The 26,120-nt window shown below is 55.0% G+C and carries 20 protein-coding genes and 4 tRNA genes; 5 read left to right on the top strand and 19 right to left on the bottom strand.

What is annotated here, in order from left to right; all coding sequences use genetic code 11:
• Positions 1–194 precede the first annotated feature (194 nt).
• Entirely contained in the window at positions 195–1,643 is a 1,449-nt protein-coding gene (gene pyk, locus BKP64_RS03595; protein ID WP_070966133.1) for a pyruvate kinase, read from the top strand.
• Positions 1,644–1,678: 35 nt separating this feature from the next.
• Here pyk and BKP64_RS03590 read toward each other — a convergent pair whose 3' ends face one another.
• The 3 genes from BKP64_RS03590 to zwf are packed head-to-tail and all read right to left on the bottom strand — an operon-like array spanning position 1,679 to position 4,539.
• Positions 1,679–2,326, bottom strand: coding sequence for a bifunctional 4-hydroxy-2-oxoglutarate aldolase/2-dehydro-3-deoxy-phosphogluconate aldolase (locus BKP64_RS03590; RefSeq protein WP_070966131.1), 648 nt, complete (start codon positions 2,324–2,326; stop codon positions 1,679–1,681).
• A 31-nt stretch (positions 2,327–2,357) separates the two neighbouring features.
• Positions 2,358–3,077 carry a 6-phosphogluconolactonase gene (gene pgl / locus BKP64_RS03585; protein WP_070966128.1) on the bottom strand — a complete coding sequence of 240 codons (720 nt, stop codon included), beginning with the start codon at positions 3,075–3,077 and terminating at the stop codon, positions 2,358–2,360.
• Positions 3,064–4,539: a glucose-6-phosphate dehydrogenase gene (gene zwf, locus BKP64_RS03580; RefSeq protein WP_070966125.1), complete on the bottom strand. Its 1,476-nt coding sequence runs from the start codon at positions 4,537–4,539 to the stop codon at positions 3,064–3,066. Before zwf ends, pgl begins: the two co-directional genes overlap by 14 nt.
• A gap of 212 nt (positions 4,540–4,751) precedes the next feature.
• On the opposite strand from zwf, the gene BKP64_RS03575 reads away from it, so the two are divergent.
• Positions 4,752–5,624 carry a MurR/RpiR family transcriptional regulator gene (locus tag BKP64_RS03575; RefSeq protein WP_070966121.1) on the top strand — a complete coding sequence of 291 codons (873 nt, stop codon included), beginning with the start codon at positions 4,752–4,754 and terminating at the stop codon, positions 5,622–5,624.
• Positions 5,625–5,687: 63 nt separating this feature from the next.
• Here BKP64_RS03575 and BKP64_RS03570 read toward each other — a convergent pair whose 3' ends face one another.
• The 10 genes from BKP64_RS03570 to BKP64_RS03525 form a co-directional block, all read right to left on the bottom strand.
• On the bottom strand, positions 5,688–7,541 hold the full coding sequence (locus BKP64_RS03570; protein ID WP_070966118.1) for a SurA N-terminal domain-containing protein: 1,854 nt from the start codon (positions 7,539–7,541) through the stop codon (positions 5,688–5,690).
• A 155-nt stretch (positions 7,542–7,696) separates the two neighbouring features.
• Positions 7,697–7,969 (bottom strand): HU family DNA-binding protein, encoded by a 273-nt coding sequence (locus BKP64_RS03565; RefSeq protein ID WP_008174603.1) that lies wholly within the window; start codon positions 7,967–7,969, stop codon positions 7,697–7,699.
• 238 nt (positions 7,970–8,207) lie between these two features.
• Positions 8,208–10,625, bottom strand: a complete 2,418-nt coding sequence (lon, locus tag BKP64_RS03560; RefSeq protein WP_070966115.1) for an endopeptidase La — start codon at positions 10,623–10,625, stop codon at positions 8,208–8,210.
• A gap of 167 nt (positions 10,626–10,792) precedes the next feature.
• Entirely contained in the window at positions 10,793–12,076 is a 1,284-nt protein-coding gene (gene clpX / locus BKP64_RS03555; RefSeq protein WP_070966113.1) for an ATP-dependent Clp protease ATP-binding subunit ClpX, read from the bottom strand.
• Positions 12,077–12,152: 76 nt separating this feature from the next.
• Positions 12,153–12,788, bottom strand: coding sequence for an ATP-dependent Clp endopeptidase proteolytic subunit ClpP (clpP, locus tag BKP64_RS03550; RefSeq protein ID WP_070966110.1), 636 nt, complete (start codon positions 12,786–12,788; stop codon positions 12,153–12,155).
• A 176-nt stretch (positions 12,789–12,964) separates the two neighbouring features.
• Positions 12,965–14,269 (bottom strand): trigger factor, encoded by a 1,305-nt coding sequence (gene tig, locus BKP64_RS03545; RefSeq protein ID WP_070966107.1) that lies wholly within the window; start codon positions 14,267–14,269, stop codon positions 12,965–12,967.
• A gap of 219 nt (positions 14,270–14,488) precedes the next feature.
• A tRNA-Leu gene (locus tag BKP64_RS03540) sits at positions 14,489–14,573 on the bottom strand.
• A gap of 72 nt (positions 14,574–14,645) precedes the next feature.
• Positions 14,646–14,721, bottom strand: a tRNA-His gene (locus tag BKP64_RS03535).
• Positions 14,722–14,816: 95 nt separating this feature from the next.
• Positions 14,817–14,893 (bottom strand) — tRNA-Arg (locus BKP64_RS03530).
• A gap of 32 nt (positions 14,894–14,925) precedes the next feature.
• Positions 14,926–15,002 (bottom strand) — tRNA-Pro (locus BKP64_RS03525).
• Positions 15,003–15,233: 231 nt separating this feature from the next.
• Between BKP64_RS03525 and folD the strand changes: the two genes are divergently transcribed.
• Positions 15,234–16,091, top strand: a complete 858-nt coding sequence (gene folD, locus BKP64_RS03520) for a bifunctional methylenetetrahydrofolate dehydrogenase/methenyltetrahydrofolate cyclohydrolase FolD (RefSeq protein ID WP_070966103.1) — start codon at positions 15,234–15,236, stop codon at positions 16,089–16,091.
• Between the two features lie 86 nt (positions 16,092–16,177).
• On the opposite strand, the gene BKP64_RS03515 is transcribed toward folD, so the two are convergent.
• From BKP64_RS03515 to BKP64_RS03505, 3 genes are all read right to left on the bottom strand, one after another.
• Complete coding sequence (locus tag BKP64_RS03515; protein ID WP_070966100.1) at positions 16,178–18,358, bottom strand: malate synthase G; 2,181 nt, start codon at positions 18,356–18,358, stop codon at positions 16,178–16,180.
• Between the two features lie 148 nt (positions 18,359–18,506).
• Positions 18,507–19,895 (bottom strand): cysteine--tRNA ligase, encoded by a 1,389-nt coding sequence (gene cysS / locus BKP64_RS03510; RefSeq protein ID WP_070966096.1) that lies wholly within the window; start codon positions 19,893–19,895, stop codon positions 18,507–18,509.
• Complete coding sequence (locus BKP64_RS03505; RefSeq protein WP_070966093.1) at positions 19,892–21,571, bottom strand: glutamine--tRNA ligase/YqeY domain fusion protein; 1,680 nt, start codon at positions 21,569–21,571, stop codon at positions 19,892–19,894. The genes cysS and BKP64_RS03505 overlap by 4 nt, the downstream gene beginning before the upstream one ends.
• A 137-nt stretch (positions 21,572–21,708) precedes the next feature.
• Between BKP64_RS03505 and BKP64_RS03500 the strand changes: the two genes are divergently transcribed.
• Together BKP64_RS03500 and lpxH are read left to right on the top strand one after the other, a co-directional pair.
• Positions 21,709–22,209: a peptidylprolyl isomerase gene (locus BKP64_RS03500; RefSeq protein ID WP_070966090.1), complete on the top strand. Its 501-nt coding sequence runs from the start codon at positions 21,709–21,711 to the stop codon at positions 22,207–22,209.
• Positions 22,206–22,931 carry a UDP-2,3-diacylglucosamine diphosphatase gene (gene lpxH / locus BKP64_RS03495; protein ID WP_070966087.1) on the top strand — a complete coding sequence of 242 codons (726 nt, stop codon included), beginning with the start codon at positions 22,206–22,208 and terminating at the stop codon, positions 22,929–22,931. Before BKP64_RS03500 ends, lpxH begins: the two co-directional genes overlap by 4 nt.
• Positions 22,932–22,977: 46 nt before the next feature.
• On the opposite strand, the gene BKP64_RS03490 is transcribed toward lpxH, so the two are convergent.
• From BKP64_RS03490 to BKP64_RS03480, 3 genes are all read right to left on the bottom strand, one after another.
• A complete protein-coding gene (locus BKP64_RS03490) occupies positions 22,978–23,688 on the bottom strand; it encodes an amino acid ABC transporter ATP-binding protein (RefSeq protein ID WP_198402668.1) in 711 nt (236 codons plus the stop codon).
• Between the two features lie 98 nt (positions 23,689–23,786).
• Positions 23,787–24,872 carry an amino acid ABC transporter permease gene (locus BKP64_RS03485; protein ID WP_070966085.1) on the bottom strand — a complete coding sequence of 362 codons (1,086 nt, stop codon included), beginning with the start codon at positions 24,870–24,872 and terminating at the stop codon, positions 23,787–23,789.
• Positions 24,872–26,059: an amino acid ABC transporter permease gene (locus BKP64_RS03480; protein WP_070966082.1), complete on the bottom strand. Its 1,188-nt coding sequence runs from the start codon at positions 26,057–26,059 to the stop codon at positions 24,872–24,874. The genes BKP64_RS03485 and BKP64_RS03480 overlap by 1 nt, the downstream gene beginning before the upstream one ends.
• Positions 26,060–26,120: the final 61 nt, after the last annotated feature.

The raw sequence follows: 26,120 nt of genomic DNA, 5'->3' as shown, positions 1-26,120 counted from the left end.
GCCCTGCTCCTACTTTATAGTATGTACAACATGTACAACGCTAACCACACCCGCGCTCTCCACCGTCACGTAAAAGTCATGGCTTGGTATAATAATGAACAGGGATTCTTTGACCGCCTTGTAAAACCTGGCGGCCCTGCTCAAACCCACTAACCTGATCTCAGAAGCCTCCGATAAATCAAAGGACACCAAACATGCTCAGGCGTACCAAAATTGTCGCCACCCTCGGTCCCGCTACCGACTCTCCGGAATCCCTGGCCGCCATTATCAGCGCGGGCGTGGACGTGACTCGACTTAACTTCTCTCACGGCAGTGCTCAGGAGCACATTGACCGCGCCCAACGGGTTCGCGAAATCGCCTCGACCCAAGGACGCTTCGTGGCCCTTCTGGCCGACCTCCAGGGCCCGAAGCTCCGCATCGCACGCTTTAGCGACAACAAAGTCACTCTCGTCACCGGCCAGACCTTTGTTCTCGATGCGGCGATGGACAAGGAAGCCGGCACGGTGGAAAAGGTCGGAATCGACTATGAACAGCTGATCCAGGATGTTGAGCCAGGTGACATTCTTGTCCTGGACGACGGCCGAATCGAGATGGAAGTGAAATCGGTGAATGACCACAGCATCACTTCCACTGTTCTGATCGGCGGGCCACTGTCCAACAACAAGGGCCTGAACAAGCGCGGCGGAGGGCTCTCGGCGGATGCCCTGACAGAAAAGGACAAACAGGACATAGTGACTGCGGCAAGGCTTGGTGCAGATTATGTTGCCGTATCCTTTGTGCGCACGGCCGAGGACATGCATATTGCCCGACGACTACTCAAGGAAGCAGGATCGGATGCCGGCCTTGTCGCAAAGATCGAACGGGCAGAGCTGGCTGACGACGAGGCAGCCCTGGATGCCGTCATAGAGGCCTCGGATGCCGTTATGGTTGCCCGCGGTGATCTGGCAGTAGAAATCGGTGATGCGCAATTGGTCGGGGTGCAGAAGCACATTATCAGTCGCGCCAGGGTTCTCAACCGGGCCGTGATCACCGCCACCCAAATGATGGAGTCCATGATCACCAGCCCGATGCCTACTCGAGCTGAAGTCTCGGATGTTGCTAACGCGGTGATGGATTATACCGATGCCGTCATGCTGTCTGCGGAAACCGCAGTGGGGGATTATCCAAAGGAGGCTGTGGAAGCCATGGTGCGCATCTGTATCGGGGCCGAGAAGCACCCATCCATGCACCAGTCAAAGCATCGAATCCATGAAAGCATGGAGCAGGTAGACGAGGCCATTGCACTGTCCGCCATGTATGCAGCCAACCACCTTGAAGGTGTCTCCGCGATCATTTGCATGACCGAAACCGGTGCAACTCCACGATTGATGTCACGCATCAAGTCCAGCCTGCCCATTTTCGCGTTCTCCCGCCATCACTCAACCCAGCATCGGGTTGCGCTCTTCCGGGGCGTACAGACGGTGCCATTCGATTCGGCGATGGTTCCGAACGAGCAGACCAACGCCTTGGCCGTATCTGAACTGGTCAACAAGAAGGTCGTGAATGAAGGCGATCTGGTAGTCATCACCAAAGGTGACTATGTGAATGCCCAGGGTGGAACCAACACCATGAAAATTGTCCGCGTTGGCTCGGATATTCGCTAACCCGCCTACCCTGAAAATACCCGGAAGCCTGGCGGCTATAGATCCGCCAGGCTTCCGCGGGCAATCTCGGTAATCCGGGGCCAGTCCTTGCAGGCAACAGCGTCTGCCGGCGTCAGCCAGCTTCCACCCACTGCCTGAACATTACCCAGGGCGAGGTAGTTCTTGGCGGTGTCCCGACGAATCCCCCCGGTCGGACAGAACGTCACATCACCAAACGGGCCACTAAACGCCTTCAGTGCCGGAACGCCACCTGCAACTTCCGCCGGGAAAAACTTGAACTCCCGGTAGCCAAGGGCATAGCCCATCATCAGTTCGGATACGGTGGAAACGCCGGGCAGCAATGGCGCTTCCGAAGTGACACCAAACTCAAGGATGGATTCCGTGACGCCAGGCGTAATCACGAACTGGGCACCGGCGGCTTCAACCTGGCGATACTGGGCAACACTGGTAACCGTGCCAGCCCCCACCCACGCATCGGGAATAGCTCTGCGCACCTCCTCAATAGCTTTTAGGCCATGCTCCGTTCGCAGAGTTATTTCGAGCACGTTGATACCACCATCAACCAGCGCCTGACAAAGAGGAACTGCATCCTCCAGTGCATTGATCGCAATGACGGGCACCAGGGGGGACGCACTCAGCACAGCCCTGACGCGCTCCCGGTGAAACTCGGACAGTTGATTCATGGTCTTCTCCGTAGACTATTCAGGGCAACTATCAGGGACTCCAGAACACCTGCAGGCCAGGCTTGAGAAATCCGCGAATGGGCATGGCCATCACATCGTCCGGATCGCTGAGGGCCTGCCTGAGAGTGTCGAGCTTGTCGTCACCCCTGAGGTGCAAGGCGGTAAAACGTGCATCCCGAAGCGGCGGGAACGTAAGGGTAATACGCTTTTGGGGCTGGGAAGGAGGCGTCATGGCGGCGACTATGTCCTGGCACTCCGGGTCCATGGCAACGGGCAACTCCGGCGCATCGGGAAACAGGGACGCAGTATGGCCATCATTGCCCATACCCAGTACCAGTACGTCCAGCGGCAAGGGCAGCTCCGCCAGTTCGGACTTAACGGATTCGAGACCCTCCCGCGGTGTCTCGGCTTCCTGCTTGAGGGAGAGAAAGCGGGCCTTCGAGGCCTTATTCTTCAGGAGACTGCTCTTGACGAGGCGGGCATTACTGGCTGAATCATCTTCGGCTACCCAGCGCTCGTCCGCCAGCACTACATCTACACGGCCCCAGTCCAGAACCTCACGGGAGAGCGCCTCGAAAAACGGCAGGGGCGTGGATCCGCCAGAGACCACAAGACTGGCGCGGGGCGCTTCCGTCAGACGATTTCTCAAAAAGCCGGCCACGGCTTCCGCCAGCTCACTCGCGACCTGATCAGGCGTGTCGCCAAACCGGGCCATCACACCCTCCGGAAAACGGATATCAGGCGTCTTCATACCAGCTCCTTCCATCCCGGGTAATCATGGCGATGGAGGCCACCGGCCCCCAGGTTCCGGCCGCATAACGTTTTGGTGGCTCGCCGCTGTCACGCCAATTCCGGATGACTTGATCAACCCAGCGCCAGGCAAACTCCACTTCGTCCCGACGGACAAACAGGTATTGATTGCCTTTCATGACCTCCCACAGGAGCCGCTCATAAGCATCCGGTATCCGATCGGTATCGAAGGTTTCCGAGAAAGTCAGCTCCAGCGGCCCCTGGCGCAGACGCATCCCCTTGTCGAGCCCCTGATCCTTGGTGAGAATCTTGAGCGACATGCCTTCATCCGGCTGCAGGCGAATGATCAGCTTGTTATTGGCCAAGTGCTTCTGATCCGGATCAAAAATATAGTGTGGTGCGGGCTTGAAGTGGATGATGATCTGGGACAGCTTCTCGGGAAGCCGCTTCCCGGTCCGGATGTAAAATGGCACTCCAGACCAGCGCCAGTTATCGATCTCGGCTTTCACAGCAACAAAGGTCTCGGTATCGCTGCCCTTGTTAGCTCCTTCTTCTTCCAGGTAACCCGGAACCGGCTTGCCATTGCTGGTGCCCGCTGTGTACTGTCCCCGCACGACATAGCGTTCCATCATGTCGGGTGTAATGTGACGCAGGGCTTTAAGCACCTTCACTTTCTCATCCCGGATACTGTCAGCGGAAAGATCTGACGGTGGATCCATGGCAATCAGGCAAAGAAGCTGGAGCAGGTGATTCTGGATCATATCGCGAATCTGGCCAGCCTGATCGAAGTAACCCCACCGACCCTCGATACCCACACTCTCCGCAACACTTATCTCGACATGGGAAATATGGTTCTGGTCCCACTGAGAGGCAAACAGGTTATTGGCGAAGCGCAGGGCTATCAGGTTCTGAACCGTTTCCTTACCCAGGTAGTGGTCAATGCGGAACAGCTGGTTCTCATTGTAGACTTCGCCCAGCTCGTCGTTGATCACCTTGGAGGACTCCAGGTCGTGACCTATGGGCTTCTCCACTACAACCCGGGTTCGCTCTGTACAGCAACTCGCTGACCGCAGGTTCCGTGCTAACACGCCATACAGGGATGGCGGCGTTGCCATATAAACAATCAACTCGTTATTGGCGCTATCCCGCCATTCGTTCAGGACACTGAACTCCTCCGGTTCATTAAAGTCGAGAATCTGATAATCCACACGCTGCAAGAACGTTTCAGCAACGGACTCCTCGAATTCTTCCTCCTTCACATGATGCCGAAGCTTCTCGAACAGCAGTTTGCGCACCGCAACAGTGTCCGAGTCGGTGCGTGCGACAGCCAGTACACGGCTGCCTTCCGCCAGCAGGTTCGCGCGCTCAAGCTGGTAAAGTGCCGGGAACAGCTTGCGTTGCGCCAGGTCACCAAGGGCGCCAAACAACATAAGGTCACAACGGGTATCAGTCTTGTTGACCATTGGTTCCTTCTCTCTGGTGGGTCGAGCAACCTCAAGAACACCCGACTCGGATTTCAATGTAGTAGTTTTATGAAAATAGTGACATTATTTATAGGGGCTTCCAAGGATAAAATGCTTATAATGACATTTTTACTACCCAAAATCCCAGAAAAAAGGGGTATAATCGGCGCAACTGGAAAACAACGATCGCCAAGATTCAGGGAGTACCATTGATGGCTGCGAACCAGGCGCGCCGTGACGACAACTTGCTTGAGGACATCCAGTCCCGACTCGACAACCTCAACAAATCCGAACGAAAAGTGGCCGAAGCCATTCTTCGCGACCCCAGTGCCGCTACTCGTTATAGCATAGCCGCTCTGGCCCGCGCCGCAGACGTAAGCGAGCCGACGGTAAACCGTTTCTGTCGTGGCTTTTCGGCAACAGGCTTTCCGGACTTCAAGATTCGCCTCGCTCAAAGCATCGCCACGGGCACCCCCTACATCGGTCAGAATATTGAGCCAGACGACACTGTCGCTGAGTTCGCCGACAAAATCATGCTCAGCACCATCGCCAGTCTCGACAAGGCCCGCCAGGCATTAGACCCCAAAGCTCTGGCAACAGCCATCGACTACCTTATCCAGGCGAAGCAGATCAATTTCTTTGGCATGGGCGGATCCGCTTCCGTCGCCCTGGATGCCCAGCACAAATTTTTCCGCTTCAATATACCAGTCATGGTCTACGACGACGCCTTGATGCAGCGCATGGTTGCAGCCGGCGCCAACGTCGGAGATGTCATTGTGTTAATTTCATACACCGGCCGCACCCGAGAAACGGTAGATATCGCACAAATTGCCCGGGCCAATGGCGCCACGGTGATTGGCATCACAAATCCCAACTCTCCCCTGTCAGAGATATGCACCGCCGTCCTGGGCGTAACCGCCCCTGAAGACACCGAGGTTTATATGCCCATGTCATCCCGGATCATTCATCTGGCAGTCATCGATATTCTCGCAACAGGCGTCACCCTCAAGCGAGGCGCCGATTTCCTGGGGCACCTGAAAAAGATCAAGGAAAGCCTGAAGCCAACCCGGTTTCCTCCGAACTGAGTATAAAAAAACCCGGGACAAATCCCGGGTTTTTTTCAGGTAAACAGCGACTTCATGTCACTGCTACGGCCTTTCAATCTCTGCACGGTTTCTGAGGAACTGCTGATACGCCCCATACTCACGCTGCCCCTCAAGGGAGGACAGAAATTGCCCGAGCTGCCTGAAGTCGGCACCATCTCGCTCAACCTCACCATCGTTTACCGCGTCCAGCGCCACAACGGCCGCACTCTGAGAATTAACTGATTCACCGTAGTTGACCTCACCCTCGGCCGGGCGCGCCAAAGAGAAGACAGTCTGGATTACCCCAGGCGCAACGCCGGGTGCGCTACGAGACTGCGCCTCATAGCTGACCCATTCCCCCGCGCCCAGATCCTGCAGAGACTGCCCACTCTCAAGGCCGGCTATGATCTCCCGGACGCGACTTCCCAGGGCATCACGGGTTTCCCGGGCCATCAGAGTCGCACGGATATCCTCACGCACCTGATCCAACGTCAGTTGCTGAGCATCATGATACTCTCGTACCCGCGCCACAACCGATACACTGTCGCCCACATCAATTAGCTCGGTGTTGTAACCGTCTTCAAGTACATCGGCAGAAAACAGCTGTCGCACCAGTCCCTGATGATCGAACGGCGCAGTTCCACCGTCCTGGGTAATACCTTTCGCCTCCCGGATTTCCAGGCCCAGCTCTTTGGCTGGTCCGGCAAGGTCGTCAGCTGCGTAGGCAGAGTCCGCCAACTGGGCGCGAACTTCTGCATAGCGTTCCGCGGCACGATCACGGGCCAGTTCGTTACGCAACTTATCGCGAATGTCATCCAGCGGCGGCACTTCGGACCGACGGATGTCATCCAGCCTGATCAGATGCACCCCGAACCGGGTTTTCACCGCATCAGAAATCTCGCCCTTATCTAACTCAAACAAGGCCTGCTCAAATGCTTCGTCGTAGACGCCGCGACCCGCAAAACCAAGGTCGCCGCCTTCCCTCGCAGACACTTTATCTATCGAGTATTCCTTCGCCAGATCCGAAAAGGATTCTCCGGCCGCCAGCCGCTCTTTAATCGTCGCCATTGTTTCAACGGCTTTTTCACCATCTTCGATCAGGAGGTGAGAAGCGCGACGCTCCTCCCGTGCCAGATCATCGGCTCGCTCCTGATAGTAAGCTTCAAGCTCGTCTTCGCTGATACTGATATTCTCAGCGAGTGCGCCAAGAGAAAGCGTAATGTAGGCGGCATCTACCTGCTCAGGTTGCTGAAACGCGCCGCTGTTTTCATCATAGAACGCCTGAATCTCTTCGTCGGTAACCTCAACTTCCCCGGAAACGGCGCTGTCAGGGATAGTCACCATCCTGAAATCACGGGTCTGATTCTGAATTCGGAGCAGTCTTGCAACATTCTCATCAGCTGCTATTGCGCTTTGAACAACCCCTGCCCGAATCTGGTTGGTCACATACTGCTTGCGGAGTGCCTGACGGAACTCTGCTGGCCCCATTCCCATATTACGAACGGCCGCCTTGAAGCGCTCAGGATTAAACTGGCCATCCACCTGAAACTGTGGCATCTGAGTAATCAGGTTATCGATGTCCGACTCGGACAGCGCCAACCCCTGATTTTCGGCATCCTGGGTAAGCACCTCTTGCTGGATCAGCGATTCCAGCACGTCTTTGCGAACCTGGTCTTCGTTCAGCAGGGAGGGGTCCGGAGTTTCCATCCGCGACAACCTGCGCTGGCTTTCCATCTGAACCAGGCGGAGGAATTCCCGCTCCGTAATGTCCTGACCATTCACCGTTGCCACTTCCGGTTCACCGGAGAATCCACCAATAATGGCATCCATTCCCCAGATAGATAGGGACACTATCAGCAGACCGATGATGATCTTGGCAATGGTGCCCTGGGCATTTTCCCGAATATCTTGAAGCATGTTTCTCCCGAATCCCTGTTCAAGGTCGTGCAGTTTTTGTCGTTTAGCGAAGAGCGACAGGTTTGCTTAACGTAAAAAGGCGCATCCTGTCCGGAATGCGCCTTGAATTCTTCTTGGACAGCTCCCTGCGACAGGAGCTGCCAGAGAAAGAACCGTTACTTAACGGCGTCTTTCAGGGCCTTGCCTGCTTTGAACCCAGGCACTTTGGAGGCCGGAATCTTGATCTCGGCACCAGTCTGGGGGTTACGACCGGTACGAGCAGCACGCTCTTTTACGGAGAAAGTACCAAAACCAATCAGGGTAACCTGATCGCCTTTTTTCAGGGCGCCGGTAATGGAGTTGGTCATTGCGTCCAGAGCACGGCCAGCGGCGGCTTTGGAGATATCTGCGGACTCTGCAATTGCATCGATAAGTTCGGACTTGTTCACACTAAACCCCTTCGATTTCAGGTTGAAGATGTTATAGGTTGGTTTGTTTTTTCTTAGGCGTTCTCGACTATCGCATAAGCGGTCAGAGAATTCCATTCTTCAGTTTTTTTATTCCTTTCGGCCTTTAACCAGCATTCGGAATAGACACTTACTGCGCGGGAGCCCTTGGTATTGGCTGCTTCACGGCGAAACAGTTATACCAACGGGCTCTCCGGCGTGTCAACAACTCATCCAGCCTTTAATGTGTATTTATGCGTTCTGAACTGTCGCCATCCTCTTCACGAGGCTTGCCCGAACCAGCATCAGAGGGCACATTTTCACCCCGAGGTTCCGGCGGATAAGCCAGTGCGATATCCAGCACTTCGTCAATCCATTTGACCGGACGAATCTCCAGAGACTCTTTGATGTTGTCCGGTATCTCCTTGAGATCCCTGACATTATCGTCTGGAATCAAAACGGTCTTGATACCGCCACGATGGGCCGCAAGCAGCTTTTCCTTGAGGCCGCCAATGGGCAGCACCCGACCCCGAAGCGTGATCTCACCGGTCATCGCCACGTCCGCCCTGACCGGAATTTTAGTCAGTGCAGAAACCAGGGCCGTACACATGCCAATACCTGCGCTGGGGCCATCTTTCGGTGTTGCGCCTTCCGGAACATGAACATGGAGGTCGTGTTTCTCATGGAAATCATCAGCGATACCAAGACCAGGTGCACGGCTACGGACAACGGTCAAAGCTGTCTGAATGGACTCCTGCATGACATCACCAAGCGAGCCGGTTTTCACAACACGGCCTTTGCCGGGTGTGAGAGCACACTCTATCGTCAGCAATTCGCCACCGACCTGCGTCCATGCCAGCCCGGTCACCTGACCAATCTGGTTTTTCTCTTCCGCCAAGCCGTACTTGAATTTCTTCACGCCGGAATAATCTTCCAACATATCCGGCTGCAGCGTCACAGAGGCCTTTTCACCGGCTTCAACATGCTCACGCACCACCTTGCGACAGATTTTCGCAATCTCCCGCTCAAGGCCACGCACGCCCGCCTCACGAGTGTAATAACGGATAAGGTCGCGCAAGGTCTCTTCCGGAAGCTGGAGCTCGTCTTTGCGCAGACCGTTCGCCTTGATCTGCTTCGGCAACAGATAACGCAGAGCGATATTCACTTTTTCATCCTCGGTATAGCCGGGGATCCGAATGATCTCCATCCGGTCCAGCAGAGCCGGAGGAATGTCCATTGAGTTGGAAGTACACACGAACATCACATCGGAGAGGTCGTAATCGACTTCCAGATAGTGGTCATTGAAGGTGTGGTTCTGTTCCGGATCCAGCACTTCCAGAAGCGCTGAGGCCGGGTCACCTCGATGGTCCATACCCATCTTGTCGATTTCATCGAACAGGAACAGCGGGTTCTTGACACCGACCTTGGACAGCTTCTGCAGCAGTTTGCCTGGCAGCGCGCCAATGTAGGTTTTACGATGCCCCCGGATTTCAGCTTCGTCGCGCACGCCACCGAGCGCCATCCGCGTGTACTTGCGGTTGGTTGCCCGTGCGATGGACTGCCCCAGGGATGTCTTACCGACACCAGGAGGGCCGACAAGGCATAGCACCGGCCCCTTGACCTTTTTCACCCGGCTCTGGACTGCAAGGTATTCAAGTATGCGCTTCTTGACTTCGTCCAGGCCATAATGGTCTTGGTCCAGTATCTCACGGGCCTTCTCGATGTCGTGGCGAACACGGCTGCGCTTTTTCCAGGGCACAGCCAACATCCAGTCAATGTAACCCCGGACCACGGTGGCTTCAGCAGACATGGGAGACATCATCTTCAGCTTGTTCAGCTCGGTCTCTGTTTTCTTGCGGGCCTCTTCCGGCAGTCCGGCTTCTTCCAACTTCTGCTCAAGCTCCTCGAAGTCGTTATTGCCTTCGCCCAGGTTACCCATTTCTTTCTGGATAGCCTTCATCTGTTCATTCAGATAGTACTCTCGCTGGCTACGTTCCATTTGCTTCTTCACGCGGCCACGAATGCGCTTCTCGACCTCGATCAGGTCGATCTCGCCATCCAGCTTACCGAGCAACAGATCGACGCGCTTGCGAATGTCCAGCGCCTCCAGCAATTCCTGCTTCTCTGGAATGCGCATCTCCAGATGCGCCGCCATGGTGTCGGCCAGGCGCTCCAGCTCTTCAATTCCCGTCAGGGCATTAGAAACTTCCGACGGAACCTTTTTGGAGAGCTTCACATACTTTTCGAACTCGTCCATCAGGGTCTTGATCAGGACGTCCTGCTCGCGCTCAGGCAAAGACTCTTCATCCATCAAAACAGCCTTGCCAGAGAGGTACTCCCCTTCGGTTATATCACTGATGGTGGCGCGGGCATTACCCTCAACGAGCACCTTGACGGTGCCGTCCGGAAGACGAAGCATCTGGAGTACGGTTGCCAGGGTGCCCATATCGAACACATCACCGGCCCCCGGCTCATCAGTGGAAGCATCCCGCTGGGCAACTAACAGGATTTCCTTGCTTCCTTCCATCGCAGCCTCAAGGGCCTGAATGGATTTTTCACGGCCCACAAACAGGGGGACCACCATGTGCGGAAACACCACCACATCACGCAGCGGAAGCAGCGGGTATTCTTGCACAGTATTTTCGGGTATCCGGGTCATAGGGATTCCTCTGACGGTGTTTCATTCAGCATATCACCCTTCATTGGGGCGCCCTTAAAAATTGCAATCTTTTTACGAAATGAAACAGGACGGGAATGAGGGGATACAAAACGTGAAAAAGGGGCGTTTCCGCCCCTTTTTCCCTCAGCCGTTTTCCAAAGATATTATCAGTCTTCAGGAACAGCTTTGGCGTGATCACTACTTGCGTAGATTTTGAAAGGTTCGGAGTCCCCGTTAATCACGCTCTCATCAATAACCACCTTGGTTACGTCGTGCTCGGAGGGGATCTGGTACATGGTATCCAGCAACGTACCCTCCATAATGGAGCGCAGCCCCCGGGCACCGGTCTTCCTCTCCATAGCCTTGCGAGCGACCGCACGAAGAGCATCTTCCCGGAAGTCCAGTTCGACGCCTTCCATATCAAACAGTTTCTGATACTGCTTGGTCAGCGCATTCTTTGGCTCGGTCAGAATCTGAACCAGGGCTGCCTCGTCCAACTCAGTCAGCGTGGCAACAACGGGAAGACGCCCCACGAATTCGGGAATCAAACCGAATTTCACCAGATCCTCAGTCTCCACATCCTTGATAATCTCGCCAGCACTCTTCTTGTCACTCTCACTGGCTACCGTCGCGGAAAAACCAATGGAGCTACGCTCAGAGCGCTCCTGGATCACTTTATCCAGGCCGGCAAACGCACCACCGCAAATGAAGAGAATATTGCCGGTATCTACCTGCAGAAATTCCTGCTGGGGATGCTTGCGGCCACCCTGTGGCGGAACTGACGCAACCGTGCCCTCAATCAGCTTCAACAAGGCCTGCTGCACACCCTCCCCGGAAACATCCCGGGTAATAGAAGGATTATCCGACTTACGGGAAATCTTGTCGATTTCGTCTATGTAGACGATGCCACGCTGGGCCTTATCGACATCGTAGTCACATTTTTGCAGCAGCTTCTGGATAATATTCTCGACATCCTCACCGACGTAACCGGCTTCGGTCAGCGTAGTGGCATCTGCAATCGTAAACGGAACATTCAACATGCGCGCCAGGGTTTCAGCCAGCAGCGTCTTGCCGCTGCCCGTTGGGCCAATCAGCAGAATGTTGCTCTTTCCAAGCTCAACATCCGCCTTGCCTTCACCATAGCGCAAACGCTTGTAGTGGTTATAAACCGCTACTGAAAGCACCACTTTCGCACGATCCTGACCAATCACGTACTCGTTAAGCGTGTCACGGATCTCAGCGGGTGTCGGGAGCCGGTCGCTGGCCTCTTCCTGAGCATTTTCCTGAATTTCTTCACGAATAATGTCATTACAAAGGTCAACGCACTCGTCGCAGATGAACACCGAGGGCCCTGCAATGAGCTTACGGACTTCATGCTGGCTCTTTCCGCAAAACGAGCAGTAAAGCAACTTGCCGTTATCGTCGCCTCTGCCGTTTCTTTCATCTGCCATTGAATTACCTCTGATCTTGGTTTGCCGGCGTTACTGGCTACTACGCCGGCCAAGGATGATGCGATTATTTCCAGTATTATTTATTCGGTACGCGCTTATCAAGTATAGAATCAATTAGCCCGTAGTCTTTCGCCTGGCCCGGATCCATAAAATAGTCGCGATCCGTATCCTTGGCGATGGTCTCAAGATCCTGGCCGGTGTGATGGGCCAGAATTGAATTCAGGGTGTGACGTATCTTGAGAATTTCACGGGTGTGGATCTCAATATCGGTCGCCTGACCCTGATAGCCACCCAGCGGTTGGTGGATCATCACTCGTGAATTGGGCAAGCAGGCACGCTTGCCTTCCGCACCACCGGCAAGCAAAAAGGCCCCCATACTCGCGGCCTGACCAATACAGAGCGTCGCCACATCCGGCTTGATGAACTGCATGGTGTCATAGATGGACATTCCCGCGGTTACTGACCCGCCGGGGCTGTTGATATACAGGTGGATATCCTTGTCCGGATTTTCGGATTCCAGGAACAAAAGCTGGGCCACAATCAGGTTCGCCATGTGATCTTCCACTTGGCCAACCATAAAAATCACCCGCTCCTTGAGAAGACGGGAGTATATGTCGAACGAACGCTCGCCGCGGGCAGTCTGCTCGATAACAATTGGCACCAGGCCAGAGCTGGTAACCATTGCGGGACCATCAATTGGTTTCTGCGTCATGATGCGCCTGAACTCCTTATGGACAATGGGTCGTGGACTCGGGCCACGACGTGCACTACAGGTGTTATTGCACCTTCTACTTTGCCAGCAGCGGGCCCAGATGAAAACAGCCGGACAAGCCGGCTGTTTTCTCGGGTCGGCCAGCAGGGCCGGAAACCTTTCCGGCCCCGGCACACTCAGCGCTGGGGCTGACCAGCCTGAATGGCCTCTTCGTACTTGACCTTCTTCTCTTTGACACTGGCCTGCTCAAGCACGAAATCGACAACAGAATCCTCAAGAACCGAAGACTCAATCTGGGACTTCTGCTCGGGATTGCCATTAAAGTGCGCAATCACCTCGTCAGGTTGTTCATACGTAGATGCGATCTCCTGGATCTTTTCATCCACCTTCGCCGGATCCGCTTTCAGGTCATTTTTCTTGACCACTTCCTGGAACAGAAGACCAGTCTTCACACGACGCTCAGCCTGCTCCTGGAAAATTTCCTTGGGAAGCTGCTGAAAATCAACCTGACCACCGAAGCGCTGAACGGCATCCTGACGCAGACGGTCGATCTCCTGGTCAACCAATGCAGCAGGAATGTCCAGCTCGGTGCTCTCCAGCAGGCCATCAACGACATCGTTCTTGACCTTGTTGGAGACAGCCTGCTTCAGCTCCCGCTCCATGTTCTTTTTCACTTCTTCGCGGAAAGTCGCTTCATCTTCCGCCTCAATACCGAATTTCTTGAAGAATTCGGTATCCAGCTCAGGAAGCTGAGGCTCCTCCACCTTGTGGATCTTGACCTCGAACTTGGCCGGCTTACCCGCCAGCTCTTCGTTGTGGTAATCCTCAGGGAAGGTCACTTCAATTTCCAGGTCCTCACCGGCTTTACCACCCTGGATGGCTTTTTCAAAGCCTGGAATCATCTGACCGGAACCCAGGGTCAAACGATGACCTTCCGCGGCACCGCCCTCGAACTCCTCACCGTCGATTGTGCCCTTGAAATCAATTGTCAGCACATCCTTGTTCTTGGACTTGCGCTTGACTTCCTTCATGGTGGCCTGCTGGCGACGCAGGTTATCGATCATGTTATCGATATCCTTGTCGGTAATTTCAGAAGTCAGCTTCTCGACGGAGACCTTGCTCAGATCACCCAGTTCGATTTCCGGTAACACCTCGAAAATGGCAACGAACTCGAGGTCCTTGCCTTCTTCCATGGTCTTCGGCTCGAACTTGGGCCAGCCTGCGGGATTAACATCCTGCTCCTGCAGTGCCTTGACATAGCTGTCCCGCATAACCTCGCCGACGATTTCCTGGCGAACGCTGTCACCGAAACGACGCTTGACCACGCTCATGGGCACCTTACCCGGACGGAAACCATTGAGCCGCACAGTGCGCGCTGTTTCCTGCAGGCGCTTCTGGACCGCCTGGTCGATTTCCTGGGCGGGCACACCAATCGTCATGCGACGCTCGATGTTGGAGGTCGTTTCAACAGACACTTGCATGGAAGATCCTCAAATTACAGGTTCGGTATGTGAATGAAATTAAACTAAAAGTCCGTTTCTGGGCGAAATCCCGAAAAAGGACCTGAAATTAAAAGCCGGTAGTTTATCACGGTTTGCCCCACAGAGAGAATCACCTGTAACCGGCAGTTTCAGTGAATGCGATTTACGCTGCCATAACATCAGAGAAGAAAATGGGGACGAATACCAAAAAAGAAAGGGTGGTGCGAGAGGAGAGACTCGAACTCTCACGGGTTGCCCCACTGGAACCTAAATCCAGCGCGTCTACCAGTTCCGCCACTCTCGCACATCGTTTGCAGAATCCAGCGTGACCGCAAGAGTCAGGAATTCAGCAAAAGCGGAAAAACAAAAGGAAAAGTGGGGTGGACGAAGGGGATCGAACCCTCGACCGCAGGAGTCACAATCCTGAGCTCTACCAACTGAGCTACGTCCACCACATCGGGATGCACCTTTCGGCGCTTTCGAATCAACAACTTTTCAACTTTGCTGGTTACGGTCGCTCCGGCGCGGACCCAAGCCGACGACTTGATGGCGCGCCCGGCAGGACTCGAACCTGCGACCACCCGCTTAGAAGGCGGGTGCTCTATCCAGCTGAGCTACGGGCGCTTGACCGTTCGCCCACCTGAACATTCAGAAAATGGTCGGGGTAGAGAGATTCGAACTCCCGACATCCTGCTCCCAAAGCAGGCGCGCTACCAGACTGCGCTATACCCCGTCTGAACTGAACAACAAGTGCTTCAGCAAAGTTGGCGCGCATATTACCGGCGCCAAACACGTCCGTCAACACACATTTCGAATTTACTTGAATAACAATCCGTTCGATCGTCTTTTAGGGGTCGAAAGCATACCGCCTATACTTCCCTGCCTAGCGCCAATTGGACTTCCGCCGGAAGCATGAGACAATGCCCGGCCTTCATTTACCGATGCCCAACCGACAAGACGAGACATGAGCGCCAAACTGATCAACGGAAAAGAAATTGCCGCCACAGTAAGACAGCAGGTCGCGGCCGGCGTAGAGGCCCGAACACAGCAGGGCTTACGCGCCCCCGGACTGGCTGTTGTGCTGGTAGGAAATGACCCCGCTTCACACATTTATGTGGGCAGTAAAAGAAAGGCCTGTGACGAAGCCGGTATTCTTTCGCTTTCCTACGACCTTCCGGAAGACACCTCCCAAGCAGCACTGGAAGCGTTGGTCGACGAATTGAACGATAATCCGGCGGTAGACGGCATACTCGTTCAACTGCCGCTCCCGGCTCACCTGGACGCTGATCCGATTCTGGTGAAGATTCGCCCGGACAAGGATGTGGATGGCTTTCACCCCTATAATATCGGCCGCCTGATGCAGCGTAAGCCTACCCTACGCCCATGCACCCCAGCAGGCATCATCACCCTGCTGGACAGCATCGGCACTCCCTACAAGGGCCAACATGCGGTTATCGTTGGCGCATCCAACATCGTTGGCCGGCCAATGAGCATGGAATTGCTGTTGAAAGGCGCTACGACCACCGTTTGCCACCGATTCACACCGGATCTCGAAAAATTCGTTCGGGAAGCCGACATCCTGATAGCCGCCGTGGGCAAGCCAGGCCTGATCAAGGGGGAGTGGGTGAAACCGGGGGCCACCATTATCGACGTGGGCATGAACCGGATGGAAGATGGCAAACTCCGTGGCGATGTGGACTTTCAGAGCGCCGCTGAGCGAGCCGCATTCATCACCCCGGTTCCCGGTGGCGTGGGCCCGATGACCATTGCCACCCTTCTGCAAAACACCCTGTATGCGGCGGATGTCCTGCATAAGGATTGAGGCCCATTTGCTGGAGGATTACGGCAGCGCCTAATCCAAGTTCCCATAAAAAAACCCGCCGAAGCGGGTTTTTTTATGTCCGGATCTTATTGACCGTACTTGGCTTTCGCCTTCAGGCGGTAGGCGTGCAGAAGCGGCTCGGTGTAGCCGTTTGGCTGCTCGCGCCCCTTGAGAACCAGATCCATCGCCGCCTGGAAGGCAACGCTGTCATCAAAGTTCGGAGCCATGTTCCGATAATCTGCATCGCCGGCATTCTGCTTATCGACCACGGCAGCCATGCGCTTCATGGTTTCTTCGATTTGCGCCTCCGTGCAAACGCCATGGTACAGCCAGTTGGTCAATAGCTGGGACGAAATACGCAATGTGGCACGATCTTCCATCAGACCCACGTTGTTGATATCGGGAACCTTTGAGCAGCCAACACCATGCTCTACCCAGCGGACAACATAGCCCAGAATGCCCTGCGCATTGTTATCCAGCTCCTGCTGAATGTCTTCTGCGGACAGGGCGCCCGGATCGGTCATAACCGGCACGGTCAGGATGTCATCCAGGCTTGCGCGGGCGCGGCTCTCAAGCTCTTTTTGCACGTCCACCACACTCACCTGGTGATAATGTGTCGCGTGCAGGGTTGCAGCCGTCGGTGACGGAACCCAGGCGGTGTTGGCACCGGATTTCGGATGGCCAATCTTGGCTTTCAGCATATCCGCCATCAGGTCCGGCATCGCCCACATCCCCTTACCAATCTGGGCCACGCCACGGAAACCGGTCTCCAGACCAATATCCACGTTCCACTGCTCGTAAGCATTGATCCAGGCCGCCTGCTTCATCTCACCCTTGCGGATGAACGGCCCCAGCTCCATGGAGGTGTGCATTTCGTCACCGGTGCGATCAAGGAAACCGGTGTTAATAAAGACTGCACGTTCTTTAGCCGCATGAATACAGGCTTTGAGGTTAACCGTCGTGCGGCGCTCCTCGTCCATGATGCCAACCTTCAGAGAGAAGCGCGGCAGGCCAAGAGCGTCCTCAACGCGACCAAGAAACTCATTGGTAAACGCCACTTCTTCGGGGCCATGCATCTTCGGCTTGACGATGTACATGGAACCTTTTGTGCTGTTCTGGAACTGCCCCTTGCCTTTCAGGTCGTGGATGGCAATCAGGGAGGTAACCAGACCATCCATCAGGCCTTCCGGAACTTCCTGACCATCTGCAAGAAGAACAGCCGGGTTAGTCATCAGATGACCCACGTTACGGATAAACATCAGGCTGCGACCTTTCAGCGCCAGCTCGCTGCCATCCGCCGCCGTGTATGTGCGGTCGGCATTCATTTTACGAGTGAGCTGCTTGCCACCCTTTTCGAAGGTCTCCTGCAGATCTCCCTTCATCAGGCCAAGCCAGTTGCTGTAGGCCAGGGCCTTGTCATCGGCATCAACCGCAGCGACTGAGTCTTCGCAGTCCATGATGGTGGTCAGGGCCGACTCCATCAGCACATCTTTGACGTTGGCTCCATCGTCCTTGCCAATCGGATGGCTGGCATCGACCTGAATCTCGAAGTGCATGCCGTTCTTGACCAGCAAAATGCCCGTCGGTGCATCGGCGGCGCCGGTGTAACCTACGAACCCGGATTCGTCTTTCAGACCAGTGGTTTCACCATTCTGGAGTTTGACGACCAGCTTGCCATCGGCAACATAATACTTCGCCGAGTCTTTGTGGCTACCGGCGGCCAGCGGTGCAGAGCTATCCAGCAGATTCCGGGCCCACTCAATGACTTTGGCGCCGCGCACCGGGTTATACCCGGGACCTTTATCTGCACCACCCTCTTCAGAGATAGCGTCGGTGCCATAGAGCGCATCATAAAGACTACCCCAGCGGGCATTAGCCGCATTCAGGGCGAAACGGGCATTCATGATCGGTACAACCAACTGCGGACCGGCCATGTTGGCCACTTCCGGATCAACGTTAGAAGTAGAGATTTTGAAGTCCGCCGGCTCTTCAACCAGATAATCAATGTCTTTCAGGAACGACTTGTACTCAGCCATGTCCAGCTTCTGGCCTTTGTGGTCACGATTCCAGCTGTCCATCTTTTCCTGAATCGCGTCACGCTTGGCCAGCAGTTCGCGGTTACGCGGGGCGAGCTCGTTAACGATTTTGTCGAATTCCGCCCAGAATTTATCCGCGTCGACACCGGTACCCGGAATCGCCTCGTTGTTTATGAATTCATACAGATTCTTCGCGACCTGAATGCCGCCAACTTTTACGCGTTCTGTCATCGTTTTCTACCTCAATGAGTTACGGTTCCCGTCTCCCCCTTTATCAATTAGGGGGCCTTATAGTCTGAGTGCCGCATTGTAAGGAAAAACACTTATATGGTCATTTCCACCAACACAATACTGCGTTGGTCGGAGCTTCCGATCCCGATCATCCCCGCCGCCAGGTGGTTCCTTCGCGGGAATCGTCCAGAATGATGCCTTTGTCCGCAAGATCGTCACGAATGCGATCTGCTTCCGCGAAGTCTTTCGCCTTGCGGGCATCGGCGCGCGCCTGGATCATGCCTTCAATGTCCTCCGCACTCAGCTCTCCACCTGTATCGGCCTGGAAGAACCCTTCCGGATCCTGCTGCAGCAACCCTAGAATGGCACCAAGGCGCACCAGTACTGTGGCACTTTCACTGGCTTCGCGGTCACGGCCTTCCCTGCGATGGTGATTGATATCATTGGCAACAGCATGGAGCACCGCAATGGCACCGGCCGTATTGAAGTCATCATCCATCACGTCCATGAAGCGGCGGTCGTATTCAGTCTCCGCGACATCCCCGGCTTTAGCCGGCACGATACCCCGCAACGCGTGGTACAGCTTCGTCAGGGTCCGGCCAGCCTCCGCCAGATTTTCCTCGGAATAATCCACCTGGCTACGGTAATGGCTGGATACCAGGAAGTACCTCACAACCTCTGCCGGATAGCTTTCCAGAATCTCGCGGATGGTGAAAAAGTTGCCCAACGACTTGGACATTTTTTCCTTGTTCACCCTGATCGCGCCAGCGTGCATCCAGACCTTGGCGAAATCATGCCCTGTTGCGCACTCGGATTGTGCAATTTCGTTTTCATGATGTGGAAAAAGGAGGTCCGGGCCACCGCCGTGAATGTCAAATGTGTCGCCCAAACAGCAGGTAGACATGGCGGAACACTCAATGTGCCAGCCGGGACGGCCGTCACCCCAGGGTGAGGGCCAGCTTACCTCGCCTTCACCAGCGGCCTTCCACAGTGCAAAGTCGGCTGGGCTTCGCTTCGCCTCCTGAACATCAATGCGAGCACCCGCCAGCAGGTCTTCCAGCTTTTTCTTGCTGAGCTTGCCGTAACCCGCAAACGAGTCGACGGAGAAATAGACGTCGCCATTTTCTGCCGCATAAGCGTGCCCGCCCTGGATCAGCTTGTGGATCATCGCGACGATTTCGTCGATATACTCCGTGGCCCGGGGCTCCTGGGTCGGAGACAAAACACCCAACCGCGCCTCGTCCTCGTGCATGGCCTGGATCATGCGATCGGTCAGGTCGGAGAACACCTCACCATTTTCACTTGCACGACGCAGAATTTTGTCGTCAATATCCGTGATATTGCGAACGTAATCGACGGCGTAACCACGGTGCCTCAGATAACGGGTAATCACATCGAAGGCAACCAGCACCCGCGCGTGCCCAAGATGGCAGTAGTCGTAGACCGTCATTCCGCATACGTACATGCGCACCTTGCCGGGCTGAATCGGCCGGAATTCTTCTTTTTGCTGTGTGAGCGTGTTGTAGATACGGATCACTTGCCCCCCTTACCCCAGGAATCCCGCAGAGTAACGGTTCGATTGAATACCGGCCGACCCGCGCTGGCGGTGAGTTCAGGATCGCAGTAGAAATAGCCCTCACGCTCGAACTGGTAAGGAAGATCGGTACGAGGCTTGACCAGGCCTTTTTCCGCGCGCGCTCCCCTGAGAACGACCAGCGACTCCGGATTCAGGTGATCGACAAAATCTCCATCTTTGTCGCTATCCGGAGATTCATGGTTGAACAGGCGATCGTAAAGGTTCACATTGACCTCGACGCTGTCCGTGGCAGACACCCAGTGCACCACGCCATTCGGCTTATAGCCCTCCGGGTTTACGCCAAGAGTGCCCGGATCGTATTCGCACCTGAGTTCGACAATTTCCCCGCTGTCATCGCGAATGATCTCGCGGCAGGTCATCACATACCCACCCCGCAGGCGGACGGCCTGATCCGGCGCAAGGCGTTTCCACTTGCGCGGAGGCTCTTCCGCAAAATCCTCTCTGTCGATGAACAGGGTCTGACTCCACGTTACTTCCCGCTCACCCATGTCCGGGTTCTGGGGATGCACCGGCAACACCAGCGTTTCCGTCTTGTCAGCCGGATAGTTGGTCAGAGTCACCTTCAACGGGCGCATCACGCACATCGCACGCGGCGCCCGGGTATTCAGGTCCTCGCGGATGGCGTGCTCGAGCATACCCACATCCACAGTACCACCCGCCTTATTGACCCCAACCATGTCACAAAAGGTGCGAATAGACTCCGGGGTAACGCCACGACGACGCATACCAGAAATAGTGGGCATCCGCGGATCGTTCCAGCCGTCCACAAAATTCTCATCAACCAGACGCTTCAGTTTCCGCTTGCTGGTGATGGTGTAGTTCAGGTTCAGCCGGGCAAATTCGATCTGGCGCGGATGGCAGGGTACCGAAATGTTGTCCAGCACCCAGTCATACAGCGGGCGATGGTCTTCGAATTCCAGAGTGCACAGGGAGTGCGTAATCCCCTCCATGGCGTCGGAAATCGGATGGGTAAAATCGTACATCGGGTAGATGCACCATTTGTTACCGGTCTGATGGTGATCTGCGTAACGAATACGATAGAGAATGGGGTCCCGCAGGTTGATGTTCGGGGACGCCATATCGATCTTGGCACGCAACACCAGTTTACCGTTCTGGTATTTGCCGTCGCGCATGTCCCGGAACAGTTGAAGATTCTCCTCCACCGGACGATCCCTGAATGGGCTGTTCCGGCCGGGCTCTCTCAGGCTGCCACGGTACTCGGCCATGGCATCCGCCGATAATTCACAAACGTAGGCCTTGCCCTTTTCAATCAGCTCTTCGGCAAAAGCGTACAGCGCGTCAAAGTAGTCTGAAGCGAAATGGACATCACCGGCCCACTCGTAGCCAAGCCATTCTACATCCTGCTTGATCGCGTCGATGTACTCCTGGTTTTCCTTTTCCGGGTTGGTATCGTCAAACCGCAGGTTGCACTCGCCACCAAATGTTTCAGCAATGCCAAAGTTGAGGCAAATGGATTTGGCATGGCCAATATGCAGGTAGCCGTTCGGCTCTGGTGGAAAACGGGTCACCACCTTTCCGGTGTGCTCGCCCTTGGCGATGGCGTCTTCAATCAGGCTCTGGATAAAGTTGTGGGCTTTCTTCGACTCGGCGCTCATACATTCTCTGTCAAAAGGGAGTGAATCTGAAACCGCCTATTATACTCACAAATCCGTGCCAGACTCATGCATACGGGCAAACTCTTGAGTACAATACCGGCTTTGACGTTATTCAACCTTCTGAACAGGAAACCCTGATGATTCTGCTGACAACCAACCACGGCGACATCAAGCTGGAACTCGATTACGACAAGGCTCCGGAAACTGCCAGGAATTTCGAACAATATGTACGCGACGGCTTCTACGACGGCCTGATCTTCCACCGTGTCATCAGTAACTTCATGGTTCAGGGTGGCGGCTTTGAACCTGGAATGACCCCGCGCAAGACTCGGGATCCGATTCAGAACGAAGCTGATAACGGCCTGAGCAACATGCAGGGCACCGTTGCCATGGCCCGGACTATGGATCCGCACTCAGCCACCGCGCAGTTCTTCATCAACGTCGAAAATAATGGCTTCCTGGACCACACCGCCAAAAACGCCGAAGGCTGGGGCTACTGCGTGTTCGGCAAGGTTGCCGAGGGTATGGATACCGTCAACAGGATCCGCGCAGTTCGCACCACCATGCGATCCGGCCATCAGGACGTGCCCGCCGAAGACGTCATCATCGAGAAAGCCGAGGTTCTGGAGGACGCGTGACCACGCTGTTTATCTCTGACCTGCACCTGGAAGAATCGCGCCCCGATATCACCGACGCTTTTCTGGATTTTCTGAAAAAGAAAGCCACGGGTGCGGAGAAGCTTTATATCCTCGGAGACTTTTTCGAAGCCTGGATCGGCGACGATGAGCGGACCCCCCTGCAAGAACAGGTTGCAGCCGCGTTGCGGGAAGTGAACGCCAGCGGCACAGATGTCTTTCTGATGCACGGCAACCGGGACTTTCTGATCGGCGAGGATTTTTGCCGGCGTGCCGGCGCAACGTTACTGGATGACCCCACCGTCGTGGATTTATATGGCACGCCCACGCTGCTCATGCACGGCGACAGCCTATGCACGGCCGATGTGGAATACCAGAAGTTCCGAGCCAACATGCGCAACCCCCAGTGGCAACAGATGATTCTTCAGCGCCCGCTGGCCGACCGCCAGCAGATGGCTCGCCAACTTCGGGAAATCAGCATGGCCAAAAACCAGGGCAAGGAAGAGACCATCATGGATGTCACGCCAGAAGAGGTCGTGAAGGAAATGGAGGCGTACGGGGTTCAGCTTCTGATCCACGGCCACACCCATCGTCCGGCCGAGCATGATTTGGAGACCAGCGGAAAACCAGCGAAACGCGTAGTTCTCGGTGACTGGGACACCCACGTCTGGTGGCTGGAGGTACAGGCCGGCGAAGAGCCGGTGTTAGCAAAGTATCCGCTCTGATCAGAAAGGCCGGGCACGCGCCCGGCCTTTCTGATACCCGATGATTCTAGTGCTGCAGAATCTGCTGCAGGAACTTCTGGGTCCGCGCTTCCTGAGGATTGCTGAAAAACTCGTGAGGCGGTGCTTCCTCCACGATTTCGCCGCCATCCATGAAAATAACCCTATCCGCAACGGTCTTGGCAAAGCCCATCTCATGGGTTACGCACAGCATGGTCATGCCACTGCCCGCCAGCTCAATCATGACATCCAGAACTTCCTTGATCATTTCCGGATCCAGGGCCGATGTTGGCTCATCGAAAAGCATAATTTTCGGTTTCATACACAGCGCCCGCGCTATCGCAACACGCTGCTGCTGACCACCGGATAGTTGGCCCGGATACTTGTTGGCCTGGTCAGGAATTTTTACCCGCTCCAGGTATTCCATCGCGGCAGCTTCAGCCTCTTTACGCGGGGTCTTCCTTACCCATATAGGCGAAAGACAACAGTTTTCCAATACCGTCAGGTGCGGAAAAAGGTTGAAATGCTGGAACACCATGCCGACTTCCCGGCGAACGGTATCGATCTGCCGAATATCGTCCGTCAACTCAACATCATCAACAATGATTTTGCCCTGCTGATGCTCTTCAAGCCGGTTGATGCACCGGATGAATGTCGATTTGCCGGAGCCCGAGGGACCGCAGATAACGATGCGCTCGCCCTGCTTGACCGTCAGGTTCAGGTCCTTAAGGACGTGAAAATCACCATACCATTTGTGCATCCCCTCTACCCGGATGATGTCGGGCGATGCCTCACTCTTTGCCGGTGGTACGGATTTCGCTTCAGAAGCTTGAGATTGTTCTGTCATAGGGTTACCCATCAGGTTTTATGACCGGTGTCTAATTTGCGTTCCAGATTCTGGCTGTATCGCGAAATTCCGAAGCAGAAAATCCAGAAACAGAAAGCCACGAAAACATAGCCTTCCACAGCAACGTTCTGCCAGGCCGGATCGGTTATGGTTGACTGAACCGTTCCCAGAATATCGAACAGACCGATGATCAGGACCAGTGTCGTGTCCTTGAACAACGAGATGAATGTGTTCACGATCCCGGGAATAACCAGCTTTAACGCCTGCGGCAGGACAACTAGCCCCATCTTGCGCCAATACCCGAGCCCCAGCGCATCTGCCGCTTCATACTGTCCCCTTGGAATAGCCTGCAAGCCGCCGCGGATAACTTCCGCCATGTAAGCCGATTGCCAAAGCGTTATGCCAATCAGCGCACGCGCCAGTTTCTCAAAGTTCATGCCCTCGGGCAGAAACAGCGGCAGCATGACGGAGGCCATAAACAGGACTGTGATCAACGGAACCGCTCGCCATACCTCAATGAAGATCACGCAAAGGCCACGTATCATTGGCATTTCCGAACGCCGTCCAAGCGCCAGAACGACACCAATCGGCAGGGAAGCCAGGATTCCGATGTACGCCAGAATCAGCGTCAGCATCAACCCGCCCCATTTTGTGCTTTCCACTTCTTCCAGGCCAAAAGTTCCACCCGGAATCAGGAAGTAGCCAATAACAGGCAGGCCGGTCATGCCAAATATGCCCAACCATTTCCGGCCGGGAAAGTTCTCAATGAATTGGGGTACGAAGGCGACCGCAAGCAGCAGGAACATAACATCCACACGCCACTGCAGTTCGTCCGGATAGAACCCGTAAATAAAGAAGTTCAAGCGCTGGTTAACAAACAGCCAGCAGGCACCTGCACCCGTGCAGTCGCTCGGCTCGCTGCCCTGAAAACTCGCATCCAGAATGACCCAGTTGAGCAGGGGCCCGATACTGGTTACAAGCAGATAGCCAACCACCAGTGTAAGCAGCGTGTTGTACCAGTTGGAAAACAGATGCTGCTTCATCCACTTGAGCGGACTGAATGCTTTTTTCGGTGCTTTAATGGTTGATTCAGTCATCATCGCTCCTTAATCGCCACGGCCCGGTTGTAGATGTTCATGAACAGAGAGATAAGCAGACTGATGGTGAGATACACCGCCATGGTCATTGCCACAACCTCCACTGCTTGCCCCGTCTGGTTCAGGGTCGTTCCCATGAATACAGCTACCAGGTCCGGATAACCGATGGCAGTAGCGAGCGATGAGTTTTTGACGAGATTCAGATATTGACTGGTCAGCGGCGGGATAATCACCCGCATGGCCTGGGGGATAACCACCAGCCTCAAGGTCAGTCCGTTTGGAAGCCCCAGAGCCTTGGACGCTTCGGTCTGGCCCTTGCTGACGGATAAAATCCCTGAACGCACAATTTCAGCGATAAAACTGGCTGTATACAGGGACAGAGCAATCCACAGAGCTGCCAGCTCGGGAATTATGGTTATACCACCGCCGAAGTTGAAGCCTTTGAGGGCCGGGATCTCCCACTCGAGGGGACGTCCGGCAACAAAGTAGGATATCAGCGGCAGTAATATCAGAATGGCGACCCCCACCTTGAAGGTAGGGAAAATCTGCCCCGTCGCCAGTTGCCGCCTCTTCGCCCAGATGCGGAGCCCCACAACAGCGGCAATGGCAATTAGAATGCTACTCCATACAAGGCCGAAACCGTCTTGTGTCAGTGGCTCCGGAAGGTACAGGCCGCGGTTGTTCAGAAACATGGTGCCGCCCACATCGACGCTTTGTCGGGGTGACGGCAGATTACTAAGAACCGCGAAATACCAGAAGAAAATCTGGAGCAATAGCGGGATATTCCGAATCACTTCGATGTAAACCAGTGCGATCTTGGCAACCAGCCAGTTGCTCGACAGGCGCGCCACACCGAGGATGAAACCGAGAATCGTTGCTGCGACGACCCCCATTACCGAGACCAAAAGTGTGTTGGTAAGACCAACCCAGAAGGTTCGGCCATAAGACATGGTGGCATCGTAAGGCACGAGGTGCATGATTATGCCAAAACCGGCGGACTCATTCAGGAATCCAAAACCAGTGCTTATGCCTCGGCTCTCCATATTCGAGAGCGTATTATCAACCAGTGTCCAGCCAGCCCAAAAAACCAGCGATAGGGCGATGACCTGGAAGACGATTGAGCGTACCCGCGGATCATACCAGGGCTTTGGCCCTGCGGGTCTGGTGTCAACAGTTTGTTTTTTCATGCATTGTCCTGAAAAGCTTCCCTGCGATTCACTAAATCAGAGATCGCAGCGAGCGTCCCGG

This window comes from Marinobacter salinus (genome assembly GCF_001854125.1).
Lineage (GTDB): Bacteria > Pseudomonadota > Gammaproteobacteria > Pseudomonadales > Oleiphilaceae > Marinobacter > Marinobacter salinus.
Note: the sequence above shows the minus strand (reverse complement) of the source record. Positions and strands in the feature narration are given on the sequence as shown.